24 protein-coding genes are annotated in these 24,561 nt (G+C 67.5%); 16 read left to right on the top strand and 8 right to left on the bottom strand.

Translation table 11 applies throughout. From position 1 onward, the window contains the following. The first annotated feature begins 220 nt into the window (after positions 1-220). The 4 genes from A3CU_RS55380 (at position 221) to A3CU_RS0105040 (ending at position 2,654) form a co-directional block, all read left to right on the top strand. Positions 221-508, top strand: coding sequence for a sigma factor (locus tag A3CU_RS55380; RefSeq protein ID WP_342668893.1), 288 nt, complete (start codon positions 221-223; stop codon positions 506-508). Then, a complete protein-coding gene (locus tag A3CU_RS55385) occupies positions 505-726 on the top strand; it encodes a sigma-70 family RNA polymerase sigma factor (protein ID WP_342668894.1) in 222 nt (73 codons plus the stop codon). The genes A3CU_RS55380 and A3CU_RS55385 overlap by 4 nt, the downstream gene beginning before the upstream one ends. Then, on the top strand, positions 723-1,553 hold the full coding sequence (locus A3CU_RS0105035; RefSeq protein WP_027941350.1) for a hypothetical protein: 831 nt from the start codon (positions 723-725) through the stop codon (positions 1,551-1,553). The genes A3CU_RS55385 and A3CU_RS0105035 overlap by 4 nt, the downstream gene beginning before the upstream one ends. Positions 1,554-1,646: 93 nt before the next feature. After that, positions 1,647-2,654 carry a methyltransferase gene (locus tag A3CU_RS0105040; RefSeq protein WP_027941351.1) on the top strand — a complete coding sequence of 336 codons (1,008 nt, stop codon included), beginning with the start codon at positions 1,647-1,649 and terminating at the stop codon, positions 2,652-2,654. A gap of 51 nt (positions 2,655-2,705) precedes the next feature. Here the strand turns inward: A3CU_RS0105040 and A3CU_RS0105045 are convergent, their stop codons facing one another. The 4 genes from A3CU_RS0105045 to A3CU_RS0105060 all read right to left on the bottom strand — a co-directional run bounded on the left by A3CU_RS0105045 (position 2,706) and on the right by A3CU_RS0105060 (position 6,690). Then, the gene (locus A3CU_RS0105045; protein WP_156960238.1) at positions 2,706-3,725 is read right to left on the bottom strand and encodes an ABC transporter substrate-binding protein; all 1,020 of its coding nucleotides are present in this window, start codon (positions 3,723-3,725) and stop codon (positions 2,706-2,708) included. A 31-nt stretch (positions 3,726-3,756) separates the two neighbouring features. Next, positions 3,757-4,569: an ABC transporter ATP-binding protein gene (locus A3CU_RS0105050; protein ID WP_027941353.1), complete on the bottom strand. Its 813-nt coding sequence runs from the start codon at positions 4,567-4,569 to the stop codon at positions 3,757-3,759. A 64-nt stretch (positions 4,570-4,633) separates the two neighbouring features. Beyond that, complete coding sequence (locus A3CU_RS0105055) at positions 4,634-5,674, bottom strand: FecCD family ABC transporter permease (protein WP_027941354.1); 1,041 nt, start codon at positions 5,672-5,674, stop codon at positions 4,634-4,636. Beyond that, positions 5,671-6,690, bottom strand: a complete 1,020-nt coding sequence (locus A3CU_RS0105060) for a FecCD family ABC transporter permease (protein ID WP_027941355.1) — start codon at positions 6,688-6,690, stop codon at positions 5,671-5,673. Before A3CU_RS0105060 ends, A3CU_RS0105055 begins: the two co-directional genes overlap by 4 nt. 555 nt (positions 6,691-7,245) lie before the next feature. Between A3CU_RS0105060 and A3CU_RS43475 the strand changes: the two genes are divergently transcribed. Next, the gene (locus A3CU_RS43475) at positions 7,246-7,881 is read left to right on the top strand and encodes a hypothetical protein (protein ID WP_043840647.1); all 636 of its coding nucleotides are present in this window, start codon (positions 7,246-7,248) and stop codon (positions 7,879-7,881) included. A gap of 87 nt (positions 7,882-7,968) precedes the next feature. Here the strand turns inward: A3CU_RS43475 and A3CU_RS0105070 are convergent, their stop codons facing one another. Next, complete coding sequence (locus tag A3CU_RS0105070; RefSeq protein ID WP_027941356.1) at positions 7,969-8,490, bottom strand: hypothetical protein; 522 nt, start codon at positions 8,488-8,490, stop codon at positions 7,969-7,971. Between the two features lie 141 nt (positions 8,491-8,631). On the opposite strand from A3CU_RS0105070, the gene A3CU_RS0105075 reads away from it, so the two are divergent. Both A3CU_RS0105075 and A3CU_RS55080 read left to right on the top strand, forming a co-directional pair. Next, positions 8,632-9,246 carry a hypothetical protein gene (locus tag A3CU_RS0105075; RefSeq protein ID WP_027941357.1) on the top strand — a complete coding sequence of 205 codons (615 nt, stop codon included), beginning with the start codon at positions 8,632-8,634 and terminating at the stop codon, positions 9,244-9,246. Between the two features lie 74 nt (positions 9,247-9,320). After that, a complete protein-coding gene (locus A3CU_RS55080) occupies positions 9,321-9,455 on the top strand; it encodes a hypothetical protein (RefSeq protein ID WP_281174090.1) in 135 nt (44 codons plus the stop codon). A gap of 17 nt (positions 9,456-9,472) precedes the next feature. On the opposite strand, the gene A3CU_RS43480 is transcribed toward A3CU_RS55080, so the two are convergent. After that, positions 9,473-10,162: an enoyl-CoA hydratase-related protein gene (locus tag A3CU_RS43480; protein WP_245616880.1), complete on the bottom strand. Its 690-nt coding sequence runs from the start codon at positions 10,160-10,162 to the stop codon at positions 9,473-9,475. A 2-nt stretch (positions 10,163-10,164) separates the two neighbouring features. Next, positions 10,165-10,770 carry a TetR family transcriptional regulator gene (locus tag A3CU_RS0105090; protein WP_027941358.1) on the bottom strand — a complete coding sequence of 202 codons (606 nt, stop codon included), beginning with the start codon at positions 10,768-10,770 and terminating at the stop codon, positions 10,165-10,167. Between the two features lie 177 nt (positions 10,771-10,947). Between A3CU_RS0105090 and A3CU_RS0105095 the strand changes: the two genes are divergently transcribed. Then, positions 10,948-11,790 (top strand): alpha/beta fold hydrolase, encoded by an 843-nt coding sequence (locus A3CU_RS0105095; RefSeq protein ID WP_342668897.1) that lies wholly within the window; start codon positions 10,948-10,950, stop codon positions 11,788-11,790. Positions 11,791-11,822: 32 nt separating this feature from the next. Here the strand turns inward: A3CU_RS0105095 and A3CU_RS0105100 are convergent, their stop codons facing one another. Further along, the gene (locus tag A3CU_RS0105100; RefSeq protein WP_027941360.1) at positions 11,823-12,353 is read right to left on the bottom strand and encodes a carboxymuconolactone decarboxylase family protein; all 531 of its coding nucleotides are present in this window, start codon (positions 12,351-12,353) and stop codon (positions 11,823-11,825) included. Between the two features lie 356 nt (positions 12,354-12,709). Between A3CU_RS0105100 and A3CU_RS43485 the strand changes: the two genes are divergently transcribed. The 8 genes from A3CU_RS43485 (at position 12,710) to A3CU_RS0105140 (ending at position 24,552) form a co-directional block, all read left to right on the top strand. After that, a complete protein-coding gene (locus A3CU_RS43485) occupies positions 12,710-12,928 on the top strand; it encodes a ferredoxin (RefSeq protein ID WP_052371460.1) in 219 nt (72 codons plus the stop codon). Next, positions 12,925-14,280, top strand: a complete 1,356-nt coding sequence (locus A3CU_RS43490; protein ID WP_052371461.1) for an NAD(P)/FAD-dependent oxidoreductase — start codon at positions 12,925-12,927, stop codon at positions 14,278-14,280. Before A3CU_RS43485 ends, A3CU_RS43490 begins: the two co-directional genes overlap by 4 nt. An 880-nt stretch (positions 14,281-15,160) precedes the next feature. Then, the gene (locus A3CU_RS0105115) at positions 15,161-15,748 is read left to right on the top strand and encodes a transglutaminase-like domain-containing protein (RefSeq protein WP_027941361.1); all 588 of its coding nucleotides are present in this window, start codon (positions 15,161-15,163) and stop codon (positions 15,746-15,748) included. A 91-nt stretch (positions 15,749-15,839) separates the two neighbouring features. Then, on the top strand, positions 15,840-16,178 hold the full coding sequence (locus tag A3CU_RS0105120) for a TFIIB-type zinc ribbon-containing protein (RefSeq protein WP_084143090.1): 339 nt from the start codon (positions 15,840-15,842) through the stop codon (positions 16,176-16,178). Positions 16,179-16,300: 122 nt separating this feature from the next. Beyond that, positions 16,301-16,948: an AAA family ATPase gene (locus tag A3CU_RS0105125; RefSeq protein ID WP_027941363.1), complete on the top strand. Its 648-nt coding sequence runs from the start codon at positions 16,301-16,303 to the stop codon at positions 16,946-16,948. Positions 16,949-17,036: 88 nt separating this feature from the next. Continuing rightward, positions 17,037-17,621: a hypothetical protein gene (locus tag A3CU_RS0105130; RefSeq protein ID WP_245616881.1), complete on the top strand. Its 585-nt coding sequence runs from the start codon at positions 17,037-17,039 to the stop codon at positions 17,619-17,621. Positions 17,622-17,632: 11 nt separating this feature from the next. Continuing rightward, the gene (locus A3CU_RS43495) at positions 17,633-19,636 is read left to right on the top strand and encodes a hypothetical protein (RefSeq protein ID WP_052371462.1); all 2,004 of its coding nucleotides are present in this window, start codon (positions 17,633-17,635) and stop codon (positions 19,634-19,636) included. Continuing rightward, positions 19,633-24,552 carry a DNA repair ATPase gene (locus A3CU_RS0105140; RefSeq protein WP_027941365.1) on the top strand — a complete coding sequence of 1,640 codons (4,920 nt, stop codon included), beginning with the start codon at positions 19,633-19,635 and terminating at the stop codon, positions 24,550-24,552. The genes A3CU_RS43495 and A3CU_RS0105140 overlap by 4 nt, the downstream gene beginning before the upstream one ends. The last annotated feature ends 9 nt before the right edge of the window (positions 24,553-24,561 follow it).

Below are 24,561 nucleotides of genomic sequence, written 5' to 3' on the forward strand. Positions count from 1 at the left end.
ACAACCTCGGCGAAAATTCTTGGTCGCAGACTCAGGCCCTCGCCGGCCCCAGCCGATCGAAGGTCATTCGCAGCTCCGGCGGCAAGCCCGAGGTGACCGACGGCCCGTTCGTCGAGAGCAAGGCGTTCATGGGCGGCTTTTTGTGCGACCGATTTGGCGACGTGGGCAACCGTATTCGTGTCCGGCCTCGTTTTGTCCGGCGAGGGCAAAGGAGCAGAGGGTGGGAGTTCGCGACGACGAGTTCGTCGAGTTCGTGCAGCGGTGTTCGATGCCGCTGCGCCGGACGGCGTTCCTGGTGTGCGGGGACTGGCATCGCGCCGAGGATCTGGTGCAAACCACGCTCGCGAAGGTCTTCCGGGCGTGGTCGAGGGTGCGCGGGATGGACCGGCGGGAGGCCTATGCCCGGCAGGTCCTGATGCGCACGGTCATCGACGAGTCGCGCCGGTTCTGGCACCGGGAACGACCGTCCGACGCCTTGCCGGACCGGGCCGGGCCGGGCCGGACGTGAACAGCGACCTGTCCATGGACCTGCGGCGCGCGCTGGCCGCGTTACCCGTACGGCAACGGGCCACGTTGGTGCTGCGTCACTGGGAGGATCTCCCGGTCCACGAGGTCGCCCGATTGCTGCGGTGTACCGAGGGAACGGTCAAAAGCCAGTCTGCCAAGGCCCTCACCGCGTTGCGAACCATGATCGGCACTGATCAACTGCTGGAGGGCTACCAGTGAACATCGATGACAATGCGGACCACCGCTGGGCCAACGCACTGTTGGACCGAGCTGTTGGCACCGAACCGGAACTGGGCTTCCGGGCCGAGGACGTGCTGGCCAGAGCTCGTCGCCAGGTCGCCAGGCGGCGTGCCGCGCTGACCGGCGCCCTCACCGCAACGGCGGTGCTGGGAACCGGCCTGCTGGTCGGCCACGGCGGCTCGCCGCCATCGGGGGTGGAGGCCGGCAACGGTGGTTCGACAGTCCCGAGTCCAGTCGCCCCCAGTTCTGCGGCCCCTACCACCGTCTACGGAGTGGAGGGCCCGCTCGTCCTCGATGCGCACGGCAGGGCGTTGACCGCGAAACTCGCCGACGCGCACCTCATCCCGCCCGGTGTGCAGGAAAGCACGGACAAGTACTACGGCGGCGAACCACTCGTCTTCTACAAGCTGATCAACGGCCAGAACGTGGACAGCTACGTCGCCCAGGCGACGCTCACCGACTCCCACGGGGCGGGTCACCTGGTTGTGCAATTGCTCAAATATCAGCGGGGAATCAACTGCGTCGCAGTAGAGAATCCACAGGCGTGCCGCGTGCAGACCCTGCCCGACGGCAGCCGAATCACCGTCCTCCGATACACCCCCGAGCCTTCGCCGGGTGAGCCGACCATCCAGTGGATTGTGGAGCTGGTGCGCCCGGACGGCACCGCGGTGGACGCCATGAGCGGCAACTGGAGCATGGACGGCGACAAGAACACGGGCGGCATCGACCATGCGACCGGGGCCGAACCACCCCTGAACGACGACGCGCTCGTTCGGCTGGTCCAGCTGCCCGGCCTGACCCTCTGATACCGGTCAAGCGAGCACAGCCGTGCCGGGGTGCCACCCCGGCACGGCTTCAGGACCGAATTCCCGTTGACAGGCCGGGAATAGTGGGTCTTCGTGGGCAACGACGAAAACCGGAACTCGATCCGTCGCATGGCCGGGCTGGCCACGCCGATGGCGCTGCGGGTCGCGGTGACCCTGGGCCTGCCGGATCGGCTACTCGACAACGGCGCTTCCGTCGACGAACTCGCGGTCGAGCTCAACGTAGCCGCGGTCGCGCTCGAACTTCTACTCGACCACCTCGCGACCCTTGGCATCGTCGAACGTACCTCCACCGATTACCGGACTACCGAATACGGTGCGAATCTCTGCGTCGATTCCGGCGATGACCTGACCAACGTCCTCCTGCGCCTCGACACGGCCGGCGGCCGCGCCGAATTGGCGTTCGTCGACCTCGCCCACAGCATCGCCACCGGCCAAGCCGCCTATCCACGCCGCTACGGGCGGGACTTCTGGGCCGACCTGGCGGAAAACCCGCACCTGCGGAAAACGTTCGACCAGCAGATGACGTACCGGATCCGCGCACAGATTCCACAGATCGTCGACGGCTTCGACTGGTCCCGGTTTTCCCGCATCGTCGACGTCGGTGGCGGCCGAGGCGACGTGCTCGCGGCGATCTTGGCAGCCCACCCCCGGACACACGGTCACCTGGTCGATCTCGACCCGACCGCCACCGAGGCCCGCCGCACCTTCAGCGCTCACGATGTCGATGAGCGGACGCAGGTCACACCGGGCAGCTTCTTCGATCCGCTCCCGGCAGGGGCGGACGCCTACTTGTTGGTCGACATCCTCCACGACTGGGATGACGACCACGCCCATCGCATCCTGAGCCGGTGCGTCGAAGCCGCCCACCCGGCCGGGCGCGTGCTGGTCGTCGAGCCGGTCGGGGGCCGGCGGGCCCAGAGCGAAATCAACCTGGCCATGCTCGTGATGTTCGGCGGCCGCGAGCGCCGAATCGACGAGTTCCGCGCGCTCGGCTCGCCGCACGGCATGGTTCTGGACACGGTGACCGACCTGACCGATGAACGCTGCCTTCTCGAATTCCGGCTCGCTGCCGGCCGATGAGACAACGCTCGTGGCCGGCCGGTGCCACGCCCCAGCCGGCCACCGGCGTGCTCAGCCGAGGTACTTCTGCAGGTCGTCGAGCACCTTCATGGCACCGATCGGGCCGAGGCCGAGGAACCACACCTCGTCGTCGACCCGGATGGCGTGGTTCGTTTTCACCGCGTTCAGCCCGGACCACAGCCCGCTGCTGGTCACGGCCTGCTCGTCTGGGCTCGGGCCCGCGCCGTAGTTGGAGTAGAAGACCCAGTCGGCGTCGGCTTCGTCGATGCGTTCCTTGGAGATCTGCGCGGCGAGCTCGTTGATGTCCTGGTTGGCCGGCCGCTGCAGTCCGACGTCGGAGAGGATCACGCCGATGAAGGAAAGCTTGCCGTACAGCCGAATGTTGCCGTTCAGGAAGCGCAGCAGCGAGATCTTCGGCGTGCCCTGGACTCCCGCCTTCACCCCGTCGGCCTTGCGCTGGTAGTCGTTCAGGATCCCGACCGCCTCGTTCTCCGCGCCGAGCGCCGCGGCCACGAGCCGGAAGTTCTCCTTCCACGGGAAGCCGGGCCGGATGCTGAACACCGTCGGCCCGATCTTCGACAGCTGCGGATACAGGTCGTTGGCGCGCAGTTTGCTGCCCAGGATGAGGTCCGGGTTCAGCGAGGCGATCTTCTCGAGGTTCAGGTTGTTGAGATCGCCGACCGTGGTGATCCCCTGGACGCGGTCGGCGAGATAGGACGGCACGCCGGTCTGGCCGGCGGTGGTGGCCATGCCGACGGGGACGACGCCGAGTGCGAGCACATCGTCGAGTTCACCGCTGTCGAGCACGACGACCCGGGTGGGCTTCTTCTCGATCCTGGTCTTGTCGACCGCGTGCGTGACCGTGCGCGGGAAGACGCCGGGGCCGACGTCTGCCTTCAGCTTCGCGGTCTCCTCGTCCGCGGTCGAGAAGAGCGGGCCACCGGTCGCCACGGCCTGGTCGCCGACGCCGGAGGTCGTCGTGTTCGCGGGCTCGCGGCCGCAGGCGGTGAACAGGGTCGCGGCGGTGAGGATGGTCGCCGCGGTCGCGACTAATCTGGTCCATTTGGCCATCTGGAGACCTTTCGTTGGGACGGGCGAACGCTCACGTGGTGGGAGTGGTGCGGTGGCGGCCGACCGGGACGACCATCGGGGTGCCGGACACCGGGTCGGTGATGATCCGGCAGGGCAGGCCGAACACGTCCTCGACGAGTTCGGCGGTGAGCACGCCGGCCGGCTCGCCCTCCGCGGCGATCCGGCCGTCCTTCATCGCGATCAGGTGGTCGCCATAGCGCGCGGCGAGGTTCAGGTCGTGCAGCACGATCACCACCGTTGTGCCGTCGCCTCGGTTGAGGTCGGCCAGCAGGTCCAGGACCTCCACCTGGTGGCAGATGTCGAGGAACGTGGTGGGCTCGTCGAGTAGCAGGAGCCGGGTCCGCTGAGCGAGCGCCATGGCGATCCACACCCGCTGGCGCTGCCCTCCGGACAGCTCGTCGACCGGGCGGCTCGCGAGCCCGGCGGTGTCGGTCGCGGCCATGGCCCGGGCGACGGCGTCGTCGTCCTGGCTGGTCCAGCGGCGGAACATGCCCTGATGCGGGTAGCGGCCCCGGCCGACGAGGTCGGCCACCGTGATGCCCTCCGGTGCGGTCGGCGACTGCGGCAGCAGACCGAGCATCGTGGCAACATCCTTGCTGCGCAAGGAGGAGATGCTCTTGCCGTCCAGGTACACCCCGCCGGCCGCCGGCGCGAGCAGGCGGGCCAGGCCGCGCAGGAGTGTCGACTTTCCACACGCGTTGGTACCGACGATCATCGTGACCTTGCCCTCGGGGATGCGTACCGACAGCCCTTTCACGACCGTCAACGGGCCGTAGGCGAGGTCGAGGTCCTCGGTGTGCAGCCTGGAAGTCGTTGTCACCATGGCGTTCCTTCGCGAGTGGTGGTCACCGTGGGCGCCGCGAGTTGGCACATGTCGTGGTCTCCCTTCAGATCCGGCCGGCCCGGTTGGCGGTCGCGAGCAGCAGGAGCAGGTACGGCGCGCCGACCGCGCCGGTCACGACGCCGACGGGCAGCTGAGGGCCGAGCAGGTGCTGCGCGACGAAGTCGCCGAGCAGCATCACGAGTGCCCCGACCAACGCGGGCGGGACCAGACCGGTCCGCGCGCCGCCGACCAGGCGCGTCGCGATCGGATTGGCGACGAACGCGACGAACGCGACCGGCCCCGCGGCGGCGGTGGCGAAGGCGGCGAATCCGGTGGCGATCACCAGCAGCAGGAGCCGGGTGCGCTCGACCCGCAGCCCGAGCCCGGTCGCGGTGTCGTCGCCGAGCTGCAACCCCGTCAGCGCGCGGGTGAGCAGAAGCGCGGCCGGGACCAGCACCCCCAGCGCGATCGCGAGCGGGAGGACGTGGTCCCAACCGCGGCCGTTGAGGTTCCCGGTGATCCACACCAGGGCCTGCTGCGCCAGCGTCACGTCGGACCAGGTCATCAGGTACGACACGATGCTGGTAAGGACCGCGCCGACGCCGATTCCGACCAGCACCAGCCGGTACCCGGTCACGCCGCCACGCCGAGCGAGCTGGTAGATGACGGCACCCGTGACGACCGCGCCGGCGAGCGCGGCGCCCGACACGGCCGGGCCGGACACGCCGAACAACACGATGCACAGCACGGCGGCGGCACTGGCTCCCTGTGTTACGCCCACGACGTCCGGGCTCGCGAGCGGGTTGCGCAGCAGCCGCTGGAACAGCGCACCCGAAATGCCGAACGCGATACCGACGAGCAAACCTGTCACGGCGCGCGGGAGACGCAACTCGGTCACGACGTACGCGCCGCCACCGGCACCGTGGCCGAAAAGGATGCCGGGCAGGTCGCCCAGCGGGACGGCGAAGTCGCCGACGGCCAGCGACAATGCGAAAACCACGAGCAGGACGGCGAACAACGTCAGCGAAACCAGCCGGGAACGCATCGCCCCCCGCCGGCGGGCGGTACGGAGGGCACGGCGGGCCTCGGCGAGGTCGACGTTCATACCGTCACCAGCTTCCGGCGGCGCACCAGCACGATGAACAGTGGTGCGCCGACCACCGCGGTGATGATCCCGGCCTGCACCTCCGCCGGGCGCGCGATCACCCGTCCGACCACGTCGGAGGCCAACAGCAGCAATGGGGCGAGCAAGGCCGAGTACGGCAGTAGCCAGCGATGGTCCGGACCGGTGATCAACCGCGCCACGTGGGGCACGGCGAGACCGACGAACGCGATCGGCCCGGCGATCGCCGTCGCGGATCCACAAAGGACCACCACGGCGAGGGCGCAGACCAGCCGGGCGAGGGGGACGTTCTGGCCCAGCGCGCGGGCGACGTCCTCGCCCAGCGCCAGCGCGTTCAGCATCCGGCTCGACACCAGCGCGAGGAGAACCCCGGCCGCGATGAAGGGGATCGCCTGCAGGATCGCGTCCAGGTTCCGGCCGGTCAGCGACCCGACCTGCCAGAACCGGTACTGGTCGAAGGTCGTCGAGTCGGTGAGCAGCAGTGCGCTCGTAACAGAGGAGACGGCGGCGGACACGGCGGTACCGGCGAGCGCGAGCTTCACGGGGGTCGCACCCACGCGGCCGAGCGAGCTGATGCCGTACACCACGGCGCCGGCCGCGGCGGCACCCGCGAACCCGAACCAGACGTAGCCGTTGACACTGGTGATCCCCAGGGTGCTGATGCTCAGCACCACGAAGAGAGCCGCGCCGGAGTTGACGCCAAGGAGGCCCGGGTCGGCAAGCGGGTTGCGGGTCGCGCCCTGGATGATGGCGCCGGACAGGCCCAGCGCCACACCCGCGAGGATGCCGGCGAGGGTGCGCGGCAGCCGCTGCTCGTGGACGACGAGGTGGTCGTAGTTGCCGCTGTCGAAGTGGAACAGCGAGTCGAGCACCGTGCCCAGGGAAAGACCCCGCGAGCCAACAGCAATGCTCAACAGGACCGCTGCCACCAGCGCGGCGAACACGAGGAAAAGTCCGGCCGTCCGCGAGAGAACTTTCGGCCGCGCACGCTCGGACACAGATCGCCTACCCTTGCCTCCAGTTACTTAGGCTTGCCTAGCCTATCTAACAGGAGTGAGGATGTCGTTGTCGAACAGATCACTTCGATCGCGGGCAACTGGATCACTCGTCGATGCCGGCCGGCCCAGGTCCTGACCATGCCACTTGCGGGCGGCGATCAGCCGGCCGTCGCCGCAGTGGTGTTGGTGAGGGCAAATCGGCTTCTGGCGCGGGTTCGTCCACGAGATCACCGGACGATGGACGCCCGGCTGATCTCCGAAGCAGCGGCGGACCTGTGGAGAGAGTGGGCGGCCTGGGGCGGCACCTGGACGACGCCGACCCTGCCTTACGTCCGGACATGATCAAGAAGGCCGCTGCCTGCCGATCAGGAACCTGAACAAGCGGCTGATGGTTCTGCTTGTTCACATGAGCTGCTTCAGCGTTGGAGCGAGCGACCACGCGCTTTCACGGCGCCTTGTTCAATTGGAGCCAGATGTCCGAAACAGTGTCGTGGCTTGTGAGTTACTCGCGAAAACGCCTGCGGCGGAGGGATTCCAGATGGTTTCATTCCTGCCGTGCACCCCCAACAGGACCCGAAAGCCCAGCCGCCGCAACCGGCTCAGTTCCCGGCCGCGCCGGGATATCAGCAGAACCAGTTCTACGGCATGCCCCAGATTCAGCAGCAGTATCCTCAGCAGGCGTTTCCCGCCGCACCCCCGGTCGCGTTGCCGCCCGAGCCCGGCGCGCAGCCGGTCGACTCGGCATTGCGCCTGGTCATCATTCTCATGTTCGTCAACCTCGGGCTGTCCGTGTTGACCACGGTCATCACGCTGCTCCTGCAGGAAAGCGTGATCGACTACCAGTTGGCCCACTCGCACCTGTCGCCCGACGCCAGCCCGGCGGAACTCGACCTGGTCCGGCATGCCCTGCAAGTCGGGCTGTGGACCAAGCTCGGCGCGACCGTGCTGGTCGCCGGCCTCTACATCTGGCGGGCCTATGCGCTGCGCCGGGGCTCGCGGGGCGCCTACATACGGCTGTACTACATCTGCATCGCGGGTGTTCTCGGTATCGCTTACTTGATCTTCGCGGCCCAGGCCCCGGTGTGGATGCGCGTCGAACAGGGCTTGCAGGCGGCGGTGCTGGTGGTCTTGCTGTTCGCGGTCAGTCGCAAGGAGGTGCGCTACCGCTTCGCCAAGCGGCGGTATTCCTGATACCGCAAGTCGAGGACCTGCGCGACGGCCGCCATCACCGCGGCGACTCACCGCCATCGTCGCTGCGGAATTGTGTCCTTTTGCATGTCACCGAACCACTACTGTGCCGTTGCTGAGGTAGTTCACCGCATTTCGGATCTCCTCATGCGCGACGCCGATGTCCTTGAGGGGCAGCACAAGCTCGCCGAACATGCCGAACGCGCCGATTGGGCCACTCCAGTACGGCACGCGAACGCTGAGGTAGTGCCGGCCGGCCCAACTGTTGATCCGCATCCGCCTGACCGCGGACCATGGCGCATGGAACGCGCCTACGTCCGATTCGTAGCCGACGCCTTGCGGACTGAAGATGAGCCGCAGGTTCCGCATTGCTTTGTGGACGCTGTAGACGCGGAGTTGCTGCACTGCTAGACCCAGGGCGGGCACCGCGGCGGCACTGAGGATCCATCCGCTTGCGCCACTGCCGAGCACCGCGAGGGTGATCGAGCCGGCCAGTGGCCACGCGACGTTGCAGCACTGCGTCGCGATGAAGATCCGGAGACGCCGAAGCTGACGGCGGTGGACGCGCGAACTGCGTTCCAGGAAGAAGGTCGTTGGAGGAGCGGGCTGCACGCGCCGAAGTGTGCCAGAGATCCCCGGCCGGAACGGCGCCGGACGGCCCGGTACCCGCGCCAGGCCGGTCCGGCCAATGCCGCCTTTTCCGGCCCTGGACCTCATTACGTCGACTGCCGGCCGCGCTATCGTGTCGGGCCCATGGATACGAATTCAGCCGGCTCGCTGCCGGGGTTTCGCCGCAGATGGCTGCTGCCGCTGATCGTGGCGGTCGCGGTGATCGTCGCCGTGGGGACGCTGCTAACCATACGTCTGCAGTTCACATCCGGCGAAGACGCCGCAGCAACGATGCCCACGACCGCCGGCCGGGCGGTGGCCCGCGGATATGCCTGCGGCGGAGACAGATCAGACCCGGACCTGGGCAACATGTGCGAACGGCAGGTCAGGGACTATGCCCGCAGAAGTGAACTCACCACGCAGCAGCAGGCCGAAATCACAGGCGCCACCGCGCGGCTTCAAAGCTGGTTTCCCCAACTGCCCCAACAGCTGAAATGCGATGTCGGCACCGGGCGGTGCCAGGTCCAATTCGACCCCATCGACGAGACCTACGTTGCCGCCGCGCGCTCCGCAGTTGCCCGGGCCGGCTACCCGAACGCGGTCATGCGGCTCGCCCGCCCCGATGACCCAGCCCCGACCGGCAGCCTGGTGTACGGAATCCCAGTCGGCTCAGGCTGCACTGTCGGCTATCTGAACTCTGGCGGCGCAACCTACCACGTGGTCGGACCATTACCAGAAGGAACCTGCCTGACGCCGTAGTCGCCGGCCGCCGTCCGATCTCGGTGGCGGCCCGGTGGCCCGGTTTTGTCGGTGCTTGTCGGGAGACTGCGTCCATGGCTAGCTGGGCACAGTTCGAGAAGGAGGCGGCCGACCTCGCGGCCTTGATGATCACGTCGGTCGAAGGCGACGAACTTGTCGCCCGCCTCTGGCATCCTGGGCATCCGGTGAAAACCTTCCGCCGTAAGTAACCCGGCTCATCTGGCCACTACCGGGAGTCATCGGCTTTTGGTGTGGCTGTCGAGGGTTCGGCGGTGGGGCGAAGGGCGGCGAGAGCGCCGGCGAACATGGTGGACTTGATGGCGCCAAGGGTGCCGGGGTCCTTTCCGGCCAGCGGGCTCACCAGGCCGCAGGCGACGGTGACGAGTTCGGATTCGGACGCGATGTCGTCGACGAGGCCGAGATCGCGTGCCGAAGGGCCGCCAAAGCGGCGGCCCGTGGTCATCGAGGCGATGGCGGCGGACGGGGTCAGCTTGCTTTGGATCAGGGCGGCCATTCCGGGCGTGAACGGGATGTTGATTTCCGCTTCGGGAAAACAGAAATAGCCGCGGTCGGAGCGCATCACGCGGAAATCGTGTGCCATGGCGAGCATGGCGCCGGCGCCGAAGGCATGGCCGTTGACCGCCGCCACGGACGGAACCGGAAAGGCGAGTATCCGGGCGAGGAGGTCCTGAACATCGGCGACATAGCCTTGCGCCTGGTCGGAGTGCGTGGTCAGCCACTCCAGGTCCAGGCCGTTCGAGAAGAACTTTCCGGTCGCCGTGGTGACCAGGGCCGTCGCGCCCGTGATCGAGTCCAACTGGGTGTGCACCGACTTCAGCCAGTCGGGAGTGAAGCGATTCTCGGTGTCGCCCAGATCAAGGATGTGGACGCAATCCTGGGAACGCAGGGTGGGCACGGTCATTCCTTTCTCGGGGGAACGTCGAGAACCGCACGGACGGCGGCGGCAAGGCGGTCGCGAGTCGGCTGGTCGATCGGTTCGGCGGCCGTCAGGGGGCGGCGAAACAGCGCTGTCGGGAGGTCGACCACGCAGGTCGTGACCACCGCCACGGCCGCGGCGTCGCGGCGGTTCCAGACCAGGTGAGCGAGCCGGACCAACAGCGAAACCAGGCGTTTGTCCAGCGCCAGCAGAGCATCGGCAAGCTCGGTCGGTAGCTCGGGGCCGAGCAGGTGCTCCCGCTTCACGGTCAACAGCATCCTGGCCGCGGCCGGGCGTTGCCCGGCGAACACGGCTGGGGCGTCCGCCGCGGCCACCACCGCCGACACGGGGTTCGTGGCCTGATCGACCAGCCTCGACTGGAGGTCCAGAAAGCTGGTGGCGGCACGCAGCCACACCTGGCCGAGCAGCGTGGCAAGCGAACCGAAGGCATGGTAGATCGAGCCGTTCGACACCCCCGCCGCCGCGGCCACGGCGCGAACGGTCAGCCCCCGCGCGCCCACGTCAGCCGCCAGCCGCTCCGCGGCGTCGAGCAGCTCTTGCAGGTCGTGCACGCGGGGCCGGGGCATGCCCCACCATAACAGAGCACATGCTCCAAAACGACGGCAGCTAGTCTGGATCGTCGTCTGAAGCCAGCTGCGAAGAAGGAAGCTGCCTAACGCCGTAGTCGCTGCCCTTTATGTGTCCGAGCTGAAGTGATCTCCAGGCGGGATACTGGGTTGATGTTCGAGGGCTTCAGTACGGAGATGGTGCCCGGGGATGGTGTGGAGTTGTTCGTGCGCCACGGGGGTTCGGGGCCCGCGGTGTTGCTGTTGCACGGGCATCCGCGTACCTCGTCGACTTGGCATCGCGTCGCGCCGCGTTTGGTCGACTCGGGCTTGAGCGTTGTGTGTGCGGATTTGCCGGGGTATGGGCGTTCGGGGAAGCCGACTCCGGCCACGGACCATCGGCCGCACTCGAAGCGCGCGGGCGCCCGGCACCTTGTTGCGGTGATGCGCGCGTTGGGGCACGAAAGTTTCGCCGTGGTTGGGCATGATCGCGGCAGTTACTACGGGATGCGGATGGTGCTGGACTATCCGGATCAGGTGTCGCGCGCGGCATTGTTGGACTGTGTGCCAATCAGCGAGCACCTCGACCGGGCCGATGCGCGGTTCGCCACGGCCTGGTGGCACTGGTTTTTCTTCGCCCAGCCCGACCTGCCCGAACGTGCCATTACCGCGGACCCGACAGCGTGGTATCGAGCAGATCGACCAGCGATGGGGCCGGAAAACTACGACGAGTGGTATGCCGCCGTTCACGACCCCGATGTCATCCGCGGGATGCTCGAAGATTACCGGGCAGGGCTCACGGTCGACTATCGCGACGAGCAGGCCGATCGTGCCGAGGGGCGACACATCAGGCAGCCCGTCCTGGTGCTGTGGTCGTTGCGGGACGACTTGGCGGAGTTGTACGGCGATCCATTGGTCATCTGGCGGGACTGGGCCGACGACGTGACCGGTTTCGGCATCGACTCAGGTCATCACATGGCGGAAGAAGCTCCCGAGGCCCTCGCAGCCGCGTTGCGCGACTTCCTGGCGAACTCGTTGTGATCTCGGATGATTACGCGTGAACAGTCTCACGGTCACTCTTTCCCGGCGTTGTCCGGTGTCAGTCCGGCGACGAGGTTGAAGGCGCCGGTGAGGAGGTTGAGCGCGACGATGCCGACGACGTCGGCGATTTCTCGATCGCTGTAGCCGTGCTCGCGCAAGGCCGCGATCTGCTGGTCGGTGATGGAGGTCGGCTCGCGGTAGACCCGGAGTCCGAGATCGATGGCGGCCGCGATCGCCGGATCGGCCGAAGTGCCCTCGCGGGCGCGGGCGATCTCGTCGTCGTCCACCCCGAGGCCACGCGCCGCCGCGATGTGCGCTTCGAGGCACAAGCCGCATCCCTGCTGGACCTGGACCGCGATGGAGAGCCGTTCGCTGATCTTGCGGTTCAGCTTGGCTCGTTTCATTGCCCGGCTGAGCTGGAGATAGCCGCCGAGGACGGCCGGTGAATGGGCCATGGTGGCGACCATGTCGCCGACCTGGCCGTGCCGGGACACGAGTTCGCCCAAGAGGTCGCGCGACGCGCCGACCGCGGTGTCCGGAGTGAGTCGGGTGAGTCGGGGCATGGGACTCCGCCTTTGCTGGTCGGGGGGCCTTCGTGCTGTTCGTGGCCGGCAACGGTGCTGAGGTCCGATACCCCCAGTCCGTCGGCGCACATTCGGTCGGGGGTCGGGGGCTCGACTGGGCGGCCGGGGGTATGTGTCCCCTCGTGTTGCGTCAGTGGGCTGCTGGTCAGGATCGGACCAGTCGGGCGATGGCGTTCGGATGGTTCCTCGAGCCACTCGTCGATGAGATACCTGCCAGGGGTATTCGTCCTTGCGCCCTAAACTATACCCCCCTAAGGTAAGTTGCAACCCCGGTTTCCCGACAGGGCCACGACAGGTCCGTTGACCAACAGTCGGGGCGGACAAAGGAGAACCCAATGCGAGTGCAGGTCGATCTCGATCGATGCGAGGCCAACGGTCTGTGCGTCCTGGCGGCACCGGAGGTCTTCGACCTCGACGACAACGACCAACTCCAGTACGACCCCGAGCCCGGCGAGGAATTGATCCTCGACGTCGAGGACGCTGCTCGCAGTTGCCCCGTGCAGGCCATCGCACTCACCCGTACCGCGGCCGATGGCGGAGAGGTCCCGTCATGACGGCCAACCGCGCGGGGTTGCACGTCGCGATCGTCGGCGCCTCGTTGGCGGGAGTCCGGGCGGCGGCATCCCTGCGTCAGCTCGGCTTCGAAGGGAGGCTGACACTCATAGACGCGGAACCAGGCGAGCCTTATGACCGTCCGCCGTTGTCGAAAGGGTTGCTCGCCCAGACACTCGACGACACCGCCGTACGGCTTCGCGACGCGTCGAAGATCGACGCAACCTGGATCCGAGGACGACGAGCGATCAATGCATCGACGGCCGAGCGGACGCTTGACCTCGACGACGACACGACCGTGGGCTTCGACGGGCTGATCATCGCCACCGGGTCACGCCCACGATCCGACCTCCAAGCCTTGGTACCCGGAACTGACGGTCCACCGGCTGAAGTACACGTGTTGCGCAGCTTGAACGACGCCACCCGACTGCGACGGGCATTGTCGAGGCCTGGCATCCGAGTCGCCGTCATCGGAGCCGGATTCATCGGCACCGAGATCGCCGCCACGGCACGTCGACTCGGACATGCGGTCAGCCTGATCGACCAGTCCCCGGTTCCACTCCGGAAGGCGGTCGGCCCGACCGTGGGCGGATACGTGGCCGCCCTCCACCGTGACCACGGCGTCGACCTGCACCTGGGCACTCAGGTCCGGGCGCTCGACGTGCGGCACAACGGGCGCATCTCCGGCGTCGTCCTCGACGACGACACCGTCATCCCCGCCGACCTGGTGGTACTGGGGCTCGGCGCGATCCCGAACGTCGAATGGCTGCACCACAGTGGTGCTCTCCTGGACGACGGGGTACGCACCGACGCGCAACTCCGCGTTCGCGACATCTCGCACCAGTCGATCCCCGGAATCGTCGCTGCCGGAGACATCGCCCGCTGGCCGCACCCCCTCTTCGATGACGAACCCGTCCGGCTCGAACACTGGAGCAATGCCGCCGACCACGCGGCGATCGCAGCACGGACGGTGCTGGCGGACCTGGTGGGCGACCGCGCCCCCGAGGTGTGCGCGAGCGTGCCGTCGTTCTGGTCGGACCAATACGACCGCAAGGTGATGTCGGTCGGCCTCCCTCACCTGGGAGAGGACTCCGCCGTGCTCGACGGGCGGATCGCAGATGACCGCTTCGTCGTCGGCTTCGGCCGGCGCGGCCGCCTGGTCGGTGCGGTCGGCGTCGGCAGTCCCCGGACTCTCGCAAGGTACCGACGACTCATCGCGCGCCAGAGCTCATGGCCGGTCGCTGCGGCGGATCCCGAAACAGGCCCTTCTGCGACGGGACCCATGCCAGGGCCGGCTTCGTCGCCTGCGAGCGCGTCTGTCGCATCTTGTCTCCCGTCAGGCCATGACCGATAACGGAGGAGCAGAGTCATGAGTGTGCACAATTCGCGTATACGCGCCGGTATCGCCACCGCTGCCGGTTCTCCTGTCACTCGCACCATCGTGCGGTGTCTCATCGGGTGTGCCATTACCGCACTCACGGGGCGGATCAGCGCAGCGGAGCGGCCCGCTTCGAATACCTGCGCTTCGGGGTCTCGCTAGCTTGATCCGGGGAACAGGCGGCCGACCCCGTCAACCCAGAGCCATACTTGTGCCCGTCGCGAGTATCGAAGTCGGTTGGGGCGGGTTGGGCCGATTTCGGCGTTCTTGCCGGAACCTCGGAACTCGTCACAAACCCAGAACTCACCTCCTTCGCCCCAGAACTCAGCCACCCGAACCCAGAACTCGCCCACCTGCACCCAGAATTCAGCCACCTGAACCCAGAACTCGCCCTCCCCAGCCGGGGACACGCCAGCACCTGGCGTGTCCCCGGTTCAGGCACCCGAGTTCCCGGTTCAGGTGCCTGAGTTCCCGGTTCAGGTGCCTGAGTTCCCGGTTCAGGTGCCTGAGTTCTCGGTTCAGGTGCCTGAGTTCCCGGTTCAGGTGCCTGAGTTCCCGGTTCGGTCGGGCGTGTCCCCGGTCCAGGCACTTGAGTTCCGGGTTGGAAACAACAGATTTCGAAGGCGGGATTGCCCCGGCAGGACGGCTGCTTCGAAGCGATGGTCGAACGTACGTGGTCGAGTTCGGGAAGAGTCCCGGCCAGCTGTCAAGGCGACGGGCGTTACGCGGTGTCCAGCGATGCTTGATGTTGGGCGTTATGGGCATTACCGATGTCCACCAACTCGACGGAGTCCCGCCGGCGTACGAGCGAACGCGAGCTCCGATGGCATTGTCGCAGTTGGACTAGTCTGGCCTCGTGTTATTGGACGCGTTGAGCCCAGAGGCCTACCTTGCCGAGGATGCCGTCATCGACTTCGGTCGACCGGCGGTACGACTACTGGCCCACGGGTTGCGCGCACAGCACGACGACGACGTGGAGTTCGCCAAGGCGGCGTTCGAACACGTTCGCGACAACGTTGCGCACTCGTGGGACGCACAAGATCCCACGGTGTCCATCACCGCGTCGGATACGGCCGTCAACGGTGTCGGCCTCTGCTTCGCCAAGGCACACCTGTTGGCCGCCATCCTCCGGTCCCAGGGCATCCCCACCGGATTCTGCTACCAGCGCCTGACCGACGATGACCAGTCCTACTTGCTCCACGGCCTCGTCGCCGTGTTCCTGAACGGCGACTGGCATCGCCAGGATCCCCGTGGCAACAAGCCTGGCGTCGACGCCCAGTTCTCGATCAAGGAGGAAAGACTGGCCTGGCCGGTTCGCCCCGAACGGGGCGAGCACGACTACCCGCAGGTCTTCCCCGGCCCCCATCCGACAGTCATCGCCGCCCTGCAGGCGACGGACAACGTCCTCGACCTCTGTCGAGGAGGCCTCCCCAGCAGCCTCTGATAGTCGATTCGAAACGTCTACTCACCCCCGGCCACGACGTGGTAGATCATCGCAACGACACCCCACCGAGCGAACGCGTAGGCTGATAAGCGTGATTTGTCCCAAGTGCCAGAATGTCATGCGGACCGTGGACAAGAACGGTGTGCACATCGAGCAGTGTGACGGGTGCCGTGGCATCTTCCTGGACCGCGGTGAGCTGGAGCAGATAGCGGGCGCCGAGCGTGCCTACTACGGGAGCCCACCGCCGTATCGCGGTGAAATGCCGCACTACGGCGACTCACCCCGGCCGTATCGTGGCGGTCACGGCGACTCCCCTCGGCCGTACCGCGGCGGCTACCGCGACTCGCCCCGCCCGTACTACGACGACTCACCACGTCCATACCAGCACGGGCACCGGAAGCGCGGCTTCCTGGAGAACTTGTTCGACTAGTTCCGGGGAACCTCGGTTCGAGTAACTGTCGTCGTAGGGTGATGCCGGTGGGCTCCACGCGGGAATCCGCCGCTCCGGGCGGACAAACTCGTGTGGGGCGCAGGCTTTGGCCGGGAGGGTAGATGCTCGATCCGCGGATCTGTCCGGCGTGCAAGGAGCTTGAGCGGCGCCCGGTGGTCGAACACGGGAAGCGGGTGTGTGAGACCTGCGACCATCGGTGGTCGTTCCGGCACCTGCCGCTGTTCGCGTTGACCGGGCCGAGTGGTGCCGGCAAGTCCACGGTCGGCCCGGCGCTGGTCGAGCGGTTGGCCGGCCAGGTGATCGTGTTCGAACAGGACGTGTTGTGGGTCGCGGGGCTGCGCGATGACGTCGAGGGACACCCGCGGTTCCGTTCGGCGTGGCTGCGCATGGCCGCGATGACACACCAGAACGGGCGCCCGGTCGTGCTGTGCGGGACGGTGGTGCCGCCGGAGTTCGAGCGGTTGCCGGAGCGGGCGCTGTTCTCGGACATCCATTACCTGGCGCTGGTGGCGGACCCGGACGTGCTGACCAACCGGCTGCGCGCGCGTCCGGCCTGGCGCGAGTGGGACGAGCCCCGGATCGCCGAGATGCTGGAGTTCAACGACTGGCTCCAGCGTAACGCCGCGTCCATGGGCGTCAGTCTTTTCGACACCACGAACGCCACTCTGGACGCAACCGTTGACCACGCCGCCGACTGGATCCGTGCTCGGTTGAGAAGCGACGAGGTGGCGTGGGATGCGGTCACATAGAAACACAAAGTAGTCACGCAATTTAGGACGTTGCGCCCGTAAGCACCCCTTCCGCCTAGGTATAGTCCTGTCACCGCGATGTTCGGGTGTGGAGGCGCTTGTGGGCGAGTTCGTCGACGCCGCGTTGTCCTTTCCCGCGGCGATCTTCTCCGTTCTGCTCGCCGTCGTCGTGCTCTACTGGCTGCTCGTGCTCATCGGCACCCTGGACGTCGAGATCGGCGACCTCCACCTCGGCGACGGCATCGGGCTCGGCGGCGTCCCCATCACGGTCAGCGTGTCGGTGCTGGCCGCCGTCTCCTGGTTTCTCACCCTCGCGGGCACCGTGTCCATCGCCGGGCTCGCCACGACGCCGCGAACGCTCGTGGGCATCGTCGTGCTGGTCCTGGCGACCGTCATCGGTCTGCTCGTCGCGCGACTCGTCGCCGTACCGCTGCGCAGGCTCTATGTCACCGGCGGTCAGGCGTTCCGCAGCGACTTCCTCGGCCGCGAGTGCGTCATCCGCACCGGCACGGTCAGCGGGGACTTCGGCCAGGCCGAAGTCACGGCGGACGACGGGTCCTCCGCGATCATCCAGGTGCGTCAGACCGGCGAGCACGAGCTGGCCAACGGCCACCGCGCATTGATCTTCGACTACGACATCGACGGTGAGTTCTTCTGGGTCGTGCCTGCCTGAAAGGTAGATAAATGGAAGCAATCCTCATTGCCGGCGGCGTGGTGATCGTCGTGCTCCTGCTCATTCTCATCGCCATCAGCCGCCTGTACCGCAAGGTGGAACAGGGGCAGGCACTGATCATCAACAAGGTCCGCAGCGCACACGTGACGTTCACCGGCGGGGTGGTACTTCCGGTGCTGCACAAGGCGGAGACCATGGACATCTCCGTCAAGACCATCCACATCCAGCGCACCGGCCAGGACGGCCTGATCTGTCAGGACAACATCCGCGCCGACATCCGCATCACGTTCTTCGTGCGGGTCAACAAGACCAGCGAGGACGTCATCAAGGTCGCGCAGGCCATCGGTACCGAGCGCGCCAGCGACCAGGCCACGATGCAGGCATTGTTCGACGCGAAGTTCTCCGAGGCGCTCAAGACCGTCGGCAAGCACCTGGACTTCGTGGACCTCTACACCAAGCGCAACGAGTTCCGCGACCGGATTCTCCAGGTCATCGGCACCGACCTCAACGGCTACAGCCTCGAAGACGCGGCCATCGACTACCTCGAGCAGACCCCGTTGAACCAGCTCGACGCCAGCAACATCCTTGACGCGCAGGGCATCCGCAAGATCACCGAGCTGACGGCGATCGAGCACGTGCGCACCAACGAGTACCAGCGCAACGAGGAGAAGGAGATCACCAAGCAGAACGTGGACGCTCGCGAGGCGATCCTCGAACTGGAACGCCGCCAGGCCGACGCGGAGAACCGTCAGCGCCGCGAGATCGAGACTATGAAGGCCCGCGAGGAGGCCGAGACCGCGAAGGTGCAGGCCGAGGAACGGCTCAAGGCACAAGCCGCGCAGCTGCGTACCGACGAGCAGTTGGGCATCCAGGACCAGAACCGGGCCCGCGAGGTCGCCGTCGCCGAGAAGAACCGCGAGCGCGTCATCGCCATCGAGACCGAGCGCATCGAGAAGGACCGGATGCTGGAGGTCGTGTCCCGCGAGCGGGAGATCGCCCTTGCCAGCGCGGCCAAGGACAAGGAGGTCGAGGTCGAGAAGCGCTCGGTCGCCGAGGTGGTCCGCGAGCGCGTCGCCGTCGACAAGACCGTGGCCGAGCAGGAGGAGAACATCAAGAACCTCCGCGCGGTGCAGGATGCCGAACGCACCCGGCAGGCGATCGTCATCCAGGCGGAGGCCGAGGCGCAGGAGAACCTGGTCAAGGGCATCAAGGCGGCCGAGGCCGCGGAGGCCGCCGCCAAGCACAAGGCCCGCGAGCAGCTCACGCTCGCCGAGGCCCGGCAGCAGACCGCGGACCTGGAGGCGCGCGCCAAGATCCGCTTGGCGGAAGGTATCCAGGCCGAGGTGGCCGCGGCGGGTCTCGCCGAGGTGCAGGTCCGGGAACGCAACGCCGAGGTCCTGCAGAAGGAAGGCGTTGCCGAGGCGGTCGTCGAGCGGGAGAAGGGCCTGGCGAGGTCGGAGGCCGTGGAGAAGGTCGGCCGCGCGGAAGCCGTCGTGGATCGCGAGAAGGCGCTGGCCACCGCGGACGCGTTGCGCGAGAAGCTGAAGGGCGAGGCCGAGGGTCTCACCGAGAAGGCCGCCGCCATGGCGGCACTGGACGACGCGTCGCGCGGACACGAGGAGTTCCGGCTGCGGCTGGAGCAGGAGAAGGAGGTGCGGCTCGCCGGCATCGCCGCGCAGCGCGAGGTCGCGGAGTCGCAAGCGATGGTCCTCGCGGCCGGGCTGGAGAAGGCCGACATCGACATCGTCGGCGGCGACAGCGTGTTCTTCGACAAGCTCATGGGCTCGATCTCGCTCGGCAAGAGCGTCGACGGGTTCGTCGGTAACTCGGAGGTGGCGCAGCGGCTGGGTGGTGCGTGGCTGAACGGCGACGCGAACTTCACCGAGGACCTCAAACAGATCCTCGGCTCGTTGAGCACCGAGGACCTCAAGAACGTCTCCGTGTCGGCGTTGTTGACCAAGATGATGAAGGACGGGGTGCCTGACTCGCCGGCCGTCATCACGCCGAAGCCGTGACGTCGACCGTGTCCGCGCCGGCCGAGGAGGCGGCCGGCGCGATTCAGGACGGGCTCGACGCCCGCACGTACGAGGTGCTGCGGCAGCGGCTCGCCGGGGCGGCGAAGGAACTGGCGCGGCGGGCCGAGGCCCTCAACACCCGCCGCCTGGAGGTGTTCGGCGGCACCGATTTCCGGCTGCTCGGCGGCGAGCGGATCCGGACCGACAACAACTGCGTGCCGCGCGACATCGTGTCCATTCCGGACAGTGACGGCGGCGCGAGCGGGCTGATGCTGTTCGGCTACAACGTCTTCATCGGGCTGAAACCCGAGACGACGGTCGACGACGTGTTCTCGCTACACCGGTTCACCCGCGACGGCGAGGCGTTCCGGTTCGAGGACGCGTCGAACGAGCGGCCGGAGCTGTTGCGGGACGAGCGGTTCCGGCGTGAGTTCACCGAGCTGTACCGGTACTACCGGGAAACCCGGCTCATGCAGTTGCGGCCGGTCGAGGGCAAGCTGCTCGCGGTGTTCCAGACCGGCCCACGTACCGAGGACATCAAGGTGCTGCGGTGGGTGGCCGGCGCCCACGGCGAACTGTCCTACCTGGACAATGTGGGCGAGCGGGACCACGTGTTCCCACCCGCGTACGACTTCAGGTGGACCGAGACCACGCGGGACGATCACGTGCTCGGCCGCCACCCGCACATCTCCATCGAGAACGAGGTGTTCGTCGAGACGATCGGCGGCGACCTGACCGTCAAGATCGAGAACAACACCGAGATCGGCGAGGGCATCTACCGCGAGCCGGTCGACGAGCCGCTGCAAAGCCTCGCCGACGCGGACGTCCGGTACGCGCGCGTCGGCCCGCTGATTCTGCTGAAGATCCTGCCGTACAACGAAAAGACCCACCGATACCTGGTCTTCAACACCCGTACCAAGACGGTCGTGCGGCTCGACGGCATCGGCCAGGCCTGCCTGCGGCTGCCCGAGGACCAGGGCATCATCTTCCCCGGCGGCTACTACCTCGCCACCGGCGTGTCCCGCACGTTCGAGAACACCGATACCGACGACCTGGAGTTCGAGCGGGTCATCCGGTCTCCCAACGGCGAGGACGTGCTGTACGTCTTCCACGCCCGCCGCGAGGGACGCTCGCTTCTGTTGCCGTACAACGTGATCCGCAAGGAGGTCGCAAGCCCCCTGCCGTGTCACGGGTACTCGCTGTTCGAGGACGGCACGCTCGTCGCGTTCCGCGCCACGTCGGACGAGCCGACGCGAGTGCACCCGATGCAGGTGTGGCAGACACCGTTCGTGTCGGACTCGTTCGCCGCCGCGCAACCCATCGGCACCGGGCCGCTCGAACGTGTCGGCAACGCGGACCTCGTGCGTGGCATCTCCGACTGTCTTTCCGTGACCCGGATGGTCGACGAGATGACGCCGTCGACGGCCGTGTTCGAGGGCCTGATCGCCGCGTGTGCCAGGGCGTTCGACAGCTACCACTGGCTGGGTGAGCCGGACCTCGGCGACCTGCGGGGTGCGCTCACCGACGTCCGCGCGACGGCCGAGCAGGTGCTGGCCGAGTTCGAGAACGTCAAGGCACTCACCGACTCCGCGGCCGCCGAGCTGACCAGGACCGGTGAGGACATCGCGTCCCTGGTGCGGCGGGTGCGGGGCGAGGTGCCGGGTTCCGCGGACGAGTGGGTCGAGCAGCTCACGTCGCTGCGGAAGGCACAGGGCCGCCTCGAAACGCTGCGCGAACTGCGGTACGTGGACACGGCACGGATCGACGAGCTGGCCGCCACCCTACAGTCCGAACTGGACAGTGCTGCCCAGCGAGCGGTCGAGTTCCTCCAGGGCGAGGACGCGTTCACCGGCTACCACGAGAAGGTCGAGGCGCTCGCCACGGCGGCAGCCGCCATCAAGACCGTGGCCGAGGCCGCGCCGGTCGTCGAGCGGCTGGCCGAGCAGGCCGGCGGACTGGAGATCATCACCGAGATCGTCGGCTCGCTGGACATCGGCGACGCGACCGTACGCACGAAGATCCTCGAACGGGTCGGCGAGGTGCTGGCCCGCGTCAACCGTGCACGGGCCACTGCGGACGCCCGGCGGCGCGACCTCCTTGCCACGGAAGGCCGTGCGGCGTTCGCGGCCGAGTTCGCCCTGCTGGGCCAGTCGATCACGGGTGCGCTCGCGGTCGCCGAAACGCCGCGCAAGTGCGACGAGCAACTGGGCCGGCTGCTGCTGCAGCTGGAGAATCTGGAGTCCCGGTTCGGCGAGTTCGACGACTTCCTCGCCGAACTGACGGCCAAGCGCACCGACGTCTACGAGGCGTTCTCGTCCCGCAAGCAGGCGCTGGTCGATGAGCAGGCACGGCGTGCGGACCGGCTGTTCGAGTCCGCTGACCGGATTCTCACGAGCATCAGCCGGCGCGCGGCGTCCTTGTCCACTATGGACGAGATCAACACGTACTTCGCGTCCGACCCGATGGTCGCGAAGGTTCGGTCGGTTGCGAACGACCTGCGTACCCTCGACGACGCGGTCCGCGCCGAGGAGTTGGACGGACGGCTGAAGACGGCCCGTCAGGAGGCCGGCCGCTCGCTGCGGGACCGCGTGGACCTCTTCGGTGACGGTGGCGAGACCGTTCGCCTCGGCCGGCACCGGTTCGCGGTCAACACGCAGGCCATCGACCTGACGCTGGTCCCGAAGGACGGCGAGATGGCGTTGGCCATCACCGGAACCGACTTCCGCACGCCCGTGCAGGATCCCGGGTTCCAGGGCACGAAGCCGTTCTGGGACCAGCTACTCGTGTCCGAGACCGCGGATGTCTACCGCGCCGAGTACCTGGCCACCTCCGTGCTCGCGGACGGTTCAGCCGACGGGGCTGGTGACGCCGCGGACATACTCGACATCGTGCGCCGCGCGGCCGAGTCCCGGTACGACGAGGGCTACGAGCGGGGTGTGCATGACCACGACGCGGCGGCCATCCTCGAGGCGCTGCTGCGGTTGCGGTCGAGCGCGGGCCTGCTGCGCTATCCGGCAGCGGCACGCGCATCGGCCCAGTTCTTCTGGGCGCACGGGACGACCGACGAGGCGCGCACGGTGTGGTCGACGCGTGCCGGTTCGCTGGCCAGGGCACGGGAAGCGTTCGGACCAGTACCGGCGATCAGCGAGCTGTGCGCGGAACTGGCCACGGCCATCGACGAGTTCGGCCTGGCCACCGGCGATTCGGCCCTGGCCGCGGAGTACCTGTTCGAGGAGTTGGGCTCGACCCCGCTCGGTTTCGTGACCAGTGCCGGCGCCCCCGCGCTCGTCGAGAGGTTCCGGCGTGCGCTGGACGGCCGTCGCGAGTTCGACGACGACCTCCGCGCACTCGAGGATCTGAACGCCAGGCACCAGCTCGCGACCGCGTGGCTGTCGGCGTTCGTGTCCACACAGGACGACCTGGTGGCCGACGAGCTACCCGAAGCGGTGGCGTTGCTGCTGTGCGAGCTGCCCAGGCACGACTCGTCGGCGGCCGTGTCGGCCACGGTCGAAGGTTTGCTGGGCGCCCACCCCCGCGTGGTGGAGGGCCGCATGACCGTCCGGCTGGACGAAGTCCTGACCAGGACCCGCAAGTTCCGGCTCGAGCGCGTGCCGGCGTTCCGCGCGTACCAGAAGCAACGCAACGAGTTGCTCACCCGCGAGCGTGCCCGGCTGCGGCTCGATGAGTTCACGCCGAAGGTCATGAGCACGTTCGTGCGCAACAAGCTGCTCGACGAGGTGTACCTGCCGCTGATCGGCGACAACCTGGCCAAGCAGCTCGGTGCGGCCGGCGACGCCAAGCGCACCGACCAGATGGGCCTGCTGCTGCTCATCTCCCCACCGGGCTACGGCAAGACGACGCTGATGGAATACGTCGCGAACCGGCTCGGCCTGGTGTTCGTCAAGGTCAACGGCCCGGCACTGGGCCACGACGTGACGTCGCTCGACCCGGCGGACGCGCCGACGGCGACCGCGCGCCAGGAGGTCGAGAAGATCTCCTTCGCGCTCGAACTGGGCAACAACGTGTTGCTCTACCTGGACGACATCCAGCACACGTCACCGGAACTGTTGCAGAAGTTCATCTCCCTCTGCGACGCCCAGCGGCGCATGGAAGGCGTGTGGGACGGCCGGACCAGGACCTACGACCTGCGTGGCAAGCGCTTCGCGGTGTGCATGGCCGGCAACCCCTACACCGAGGCCGGCAAGCGCTTCCGCATCCCGGACATGCTGGCCAACCGTGCCGACGTGTGGAACCTCGGCGACGTGCTCTCCGGCCGCGAGGACGAGTTCGCGTTGAGTTACCTGGAGAACGCGCTGACGTCCAACCCGGTCCTGGCTCCACTGTCCACAAGGGATCGTGCGGATCTCGAGCTGCTGATCCGGTTGGCCCGTGGCGAGGAGGTCCAGTCGGACCAGCTGTCGCACCCGTACTCCGCCGTCGAGTTGGACCAGCTCACGTCCGTGCTGCGCAAGCTGTTGCGGGTCCAGGAGGTCGTCCTCGCCAACAACCAGGCGTACATCGCATCGGCGGCGCAGGCGGACTCGTCGCGTACCGAGCCGCCGTTTTTGCTCCAGGGCTCGTACCGGAACATGAACAAGCTGGCAGAGCGCATTGTCCCGGCAATGAACGATCAGGAACTGGAAGCCACGATCGACGACCATTATCTTGGTGAGGCGCAGACGCTGACGTCCGGCGCGGAGGCGAACCTGCTGAAACTCGCTGAACTTCGTGGTCGGCTCACCAAGGGAAAGGCCGAACGCTGGGCGACGGTCAAGGCGGCGTATTTACGGGACAAGGCGTTGGGCGGCACGGAGGACGATCCGTTGAGCCGCGCGGTCGGCGCCGTCGGTCTGCTCGCGGACCGCGTCGCGGCCGTGGAAAAGGCCATCGTCCGAGCGAGCGAACGTCGCGGTTAGGCCATTCGG

The sequence above is a fragment of the Amycolatopsis taiwanensis DSM 45107 genome (assembly GCF_000519205.1).
GTDB lineage: Bacteria > Actinomycetota > Actinomycetes > Mycobacteriales > Pseudonocardiaceae > Amycolatopsis_E > Amycolatopsis_E taiwanensis.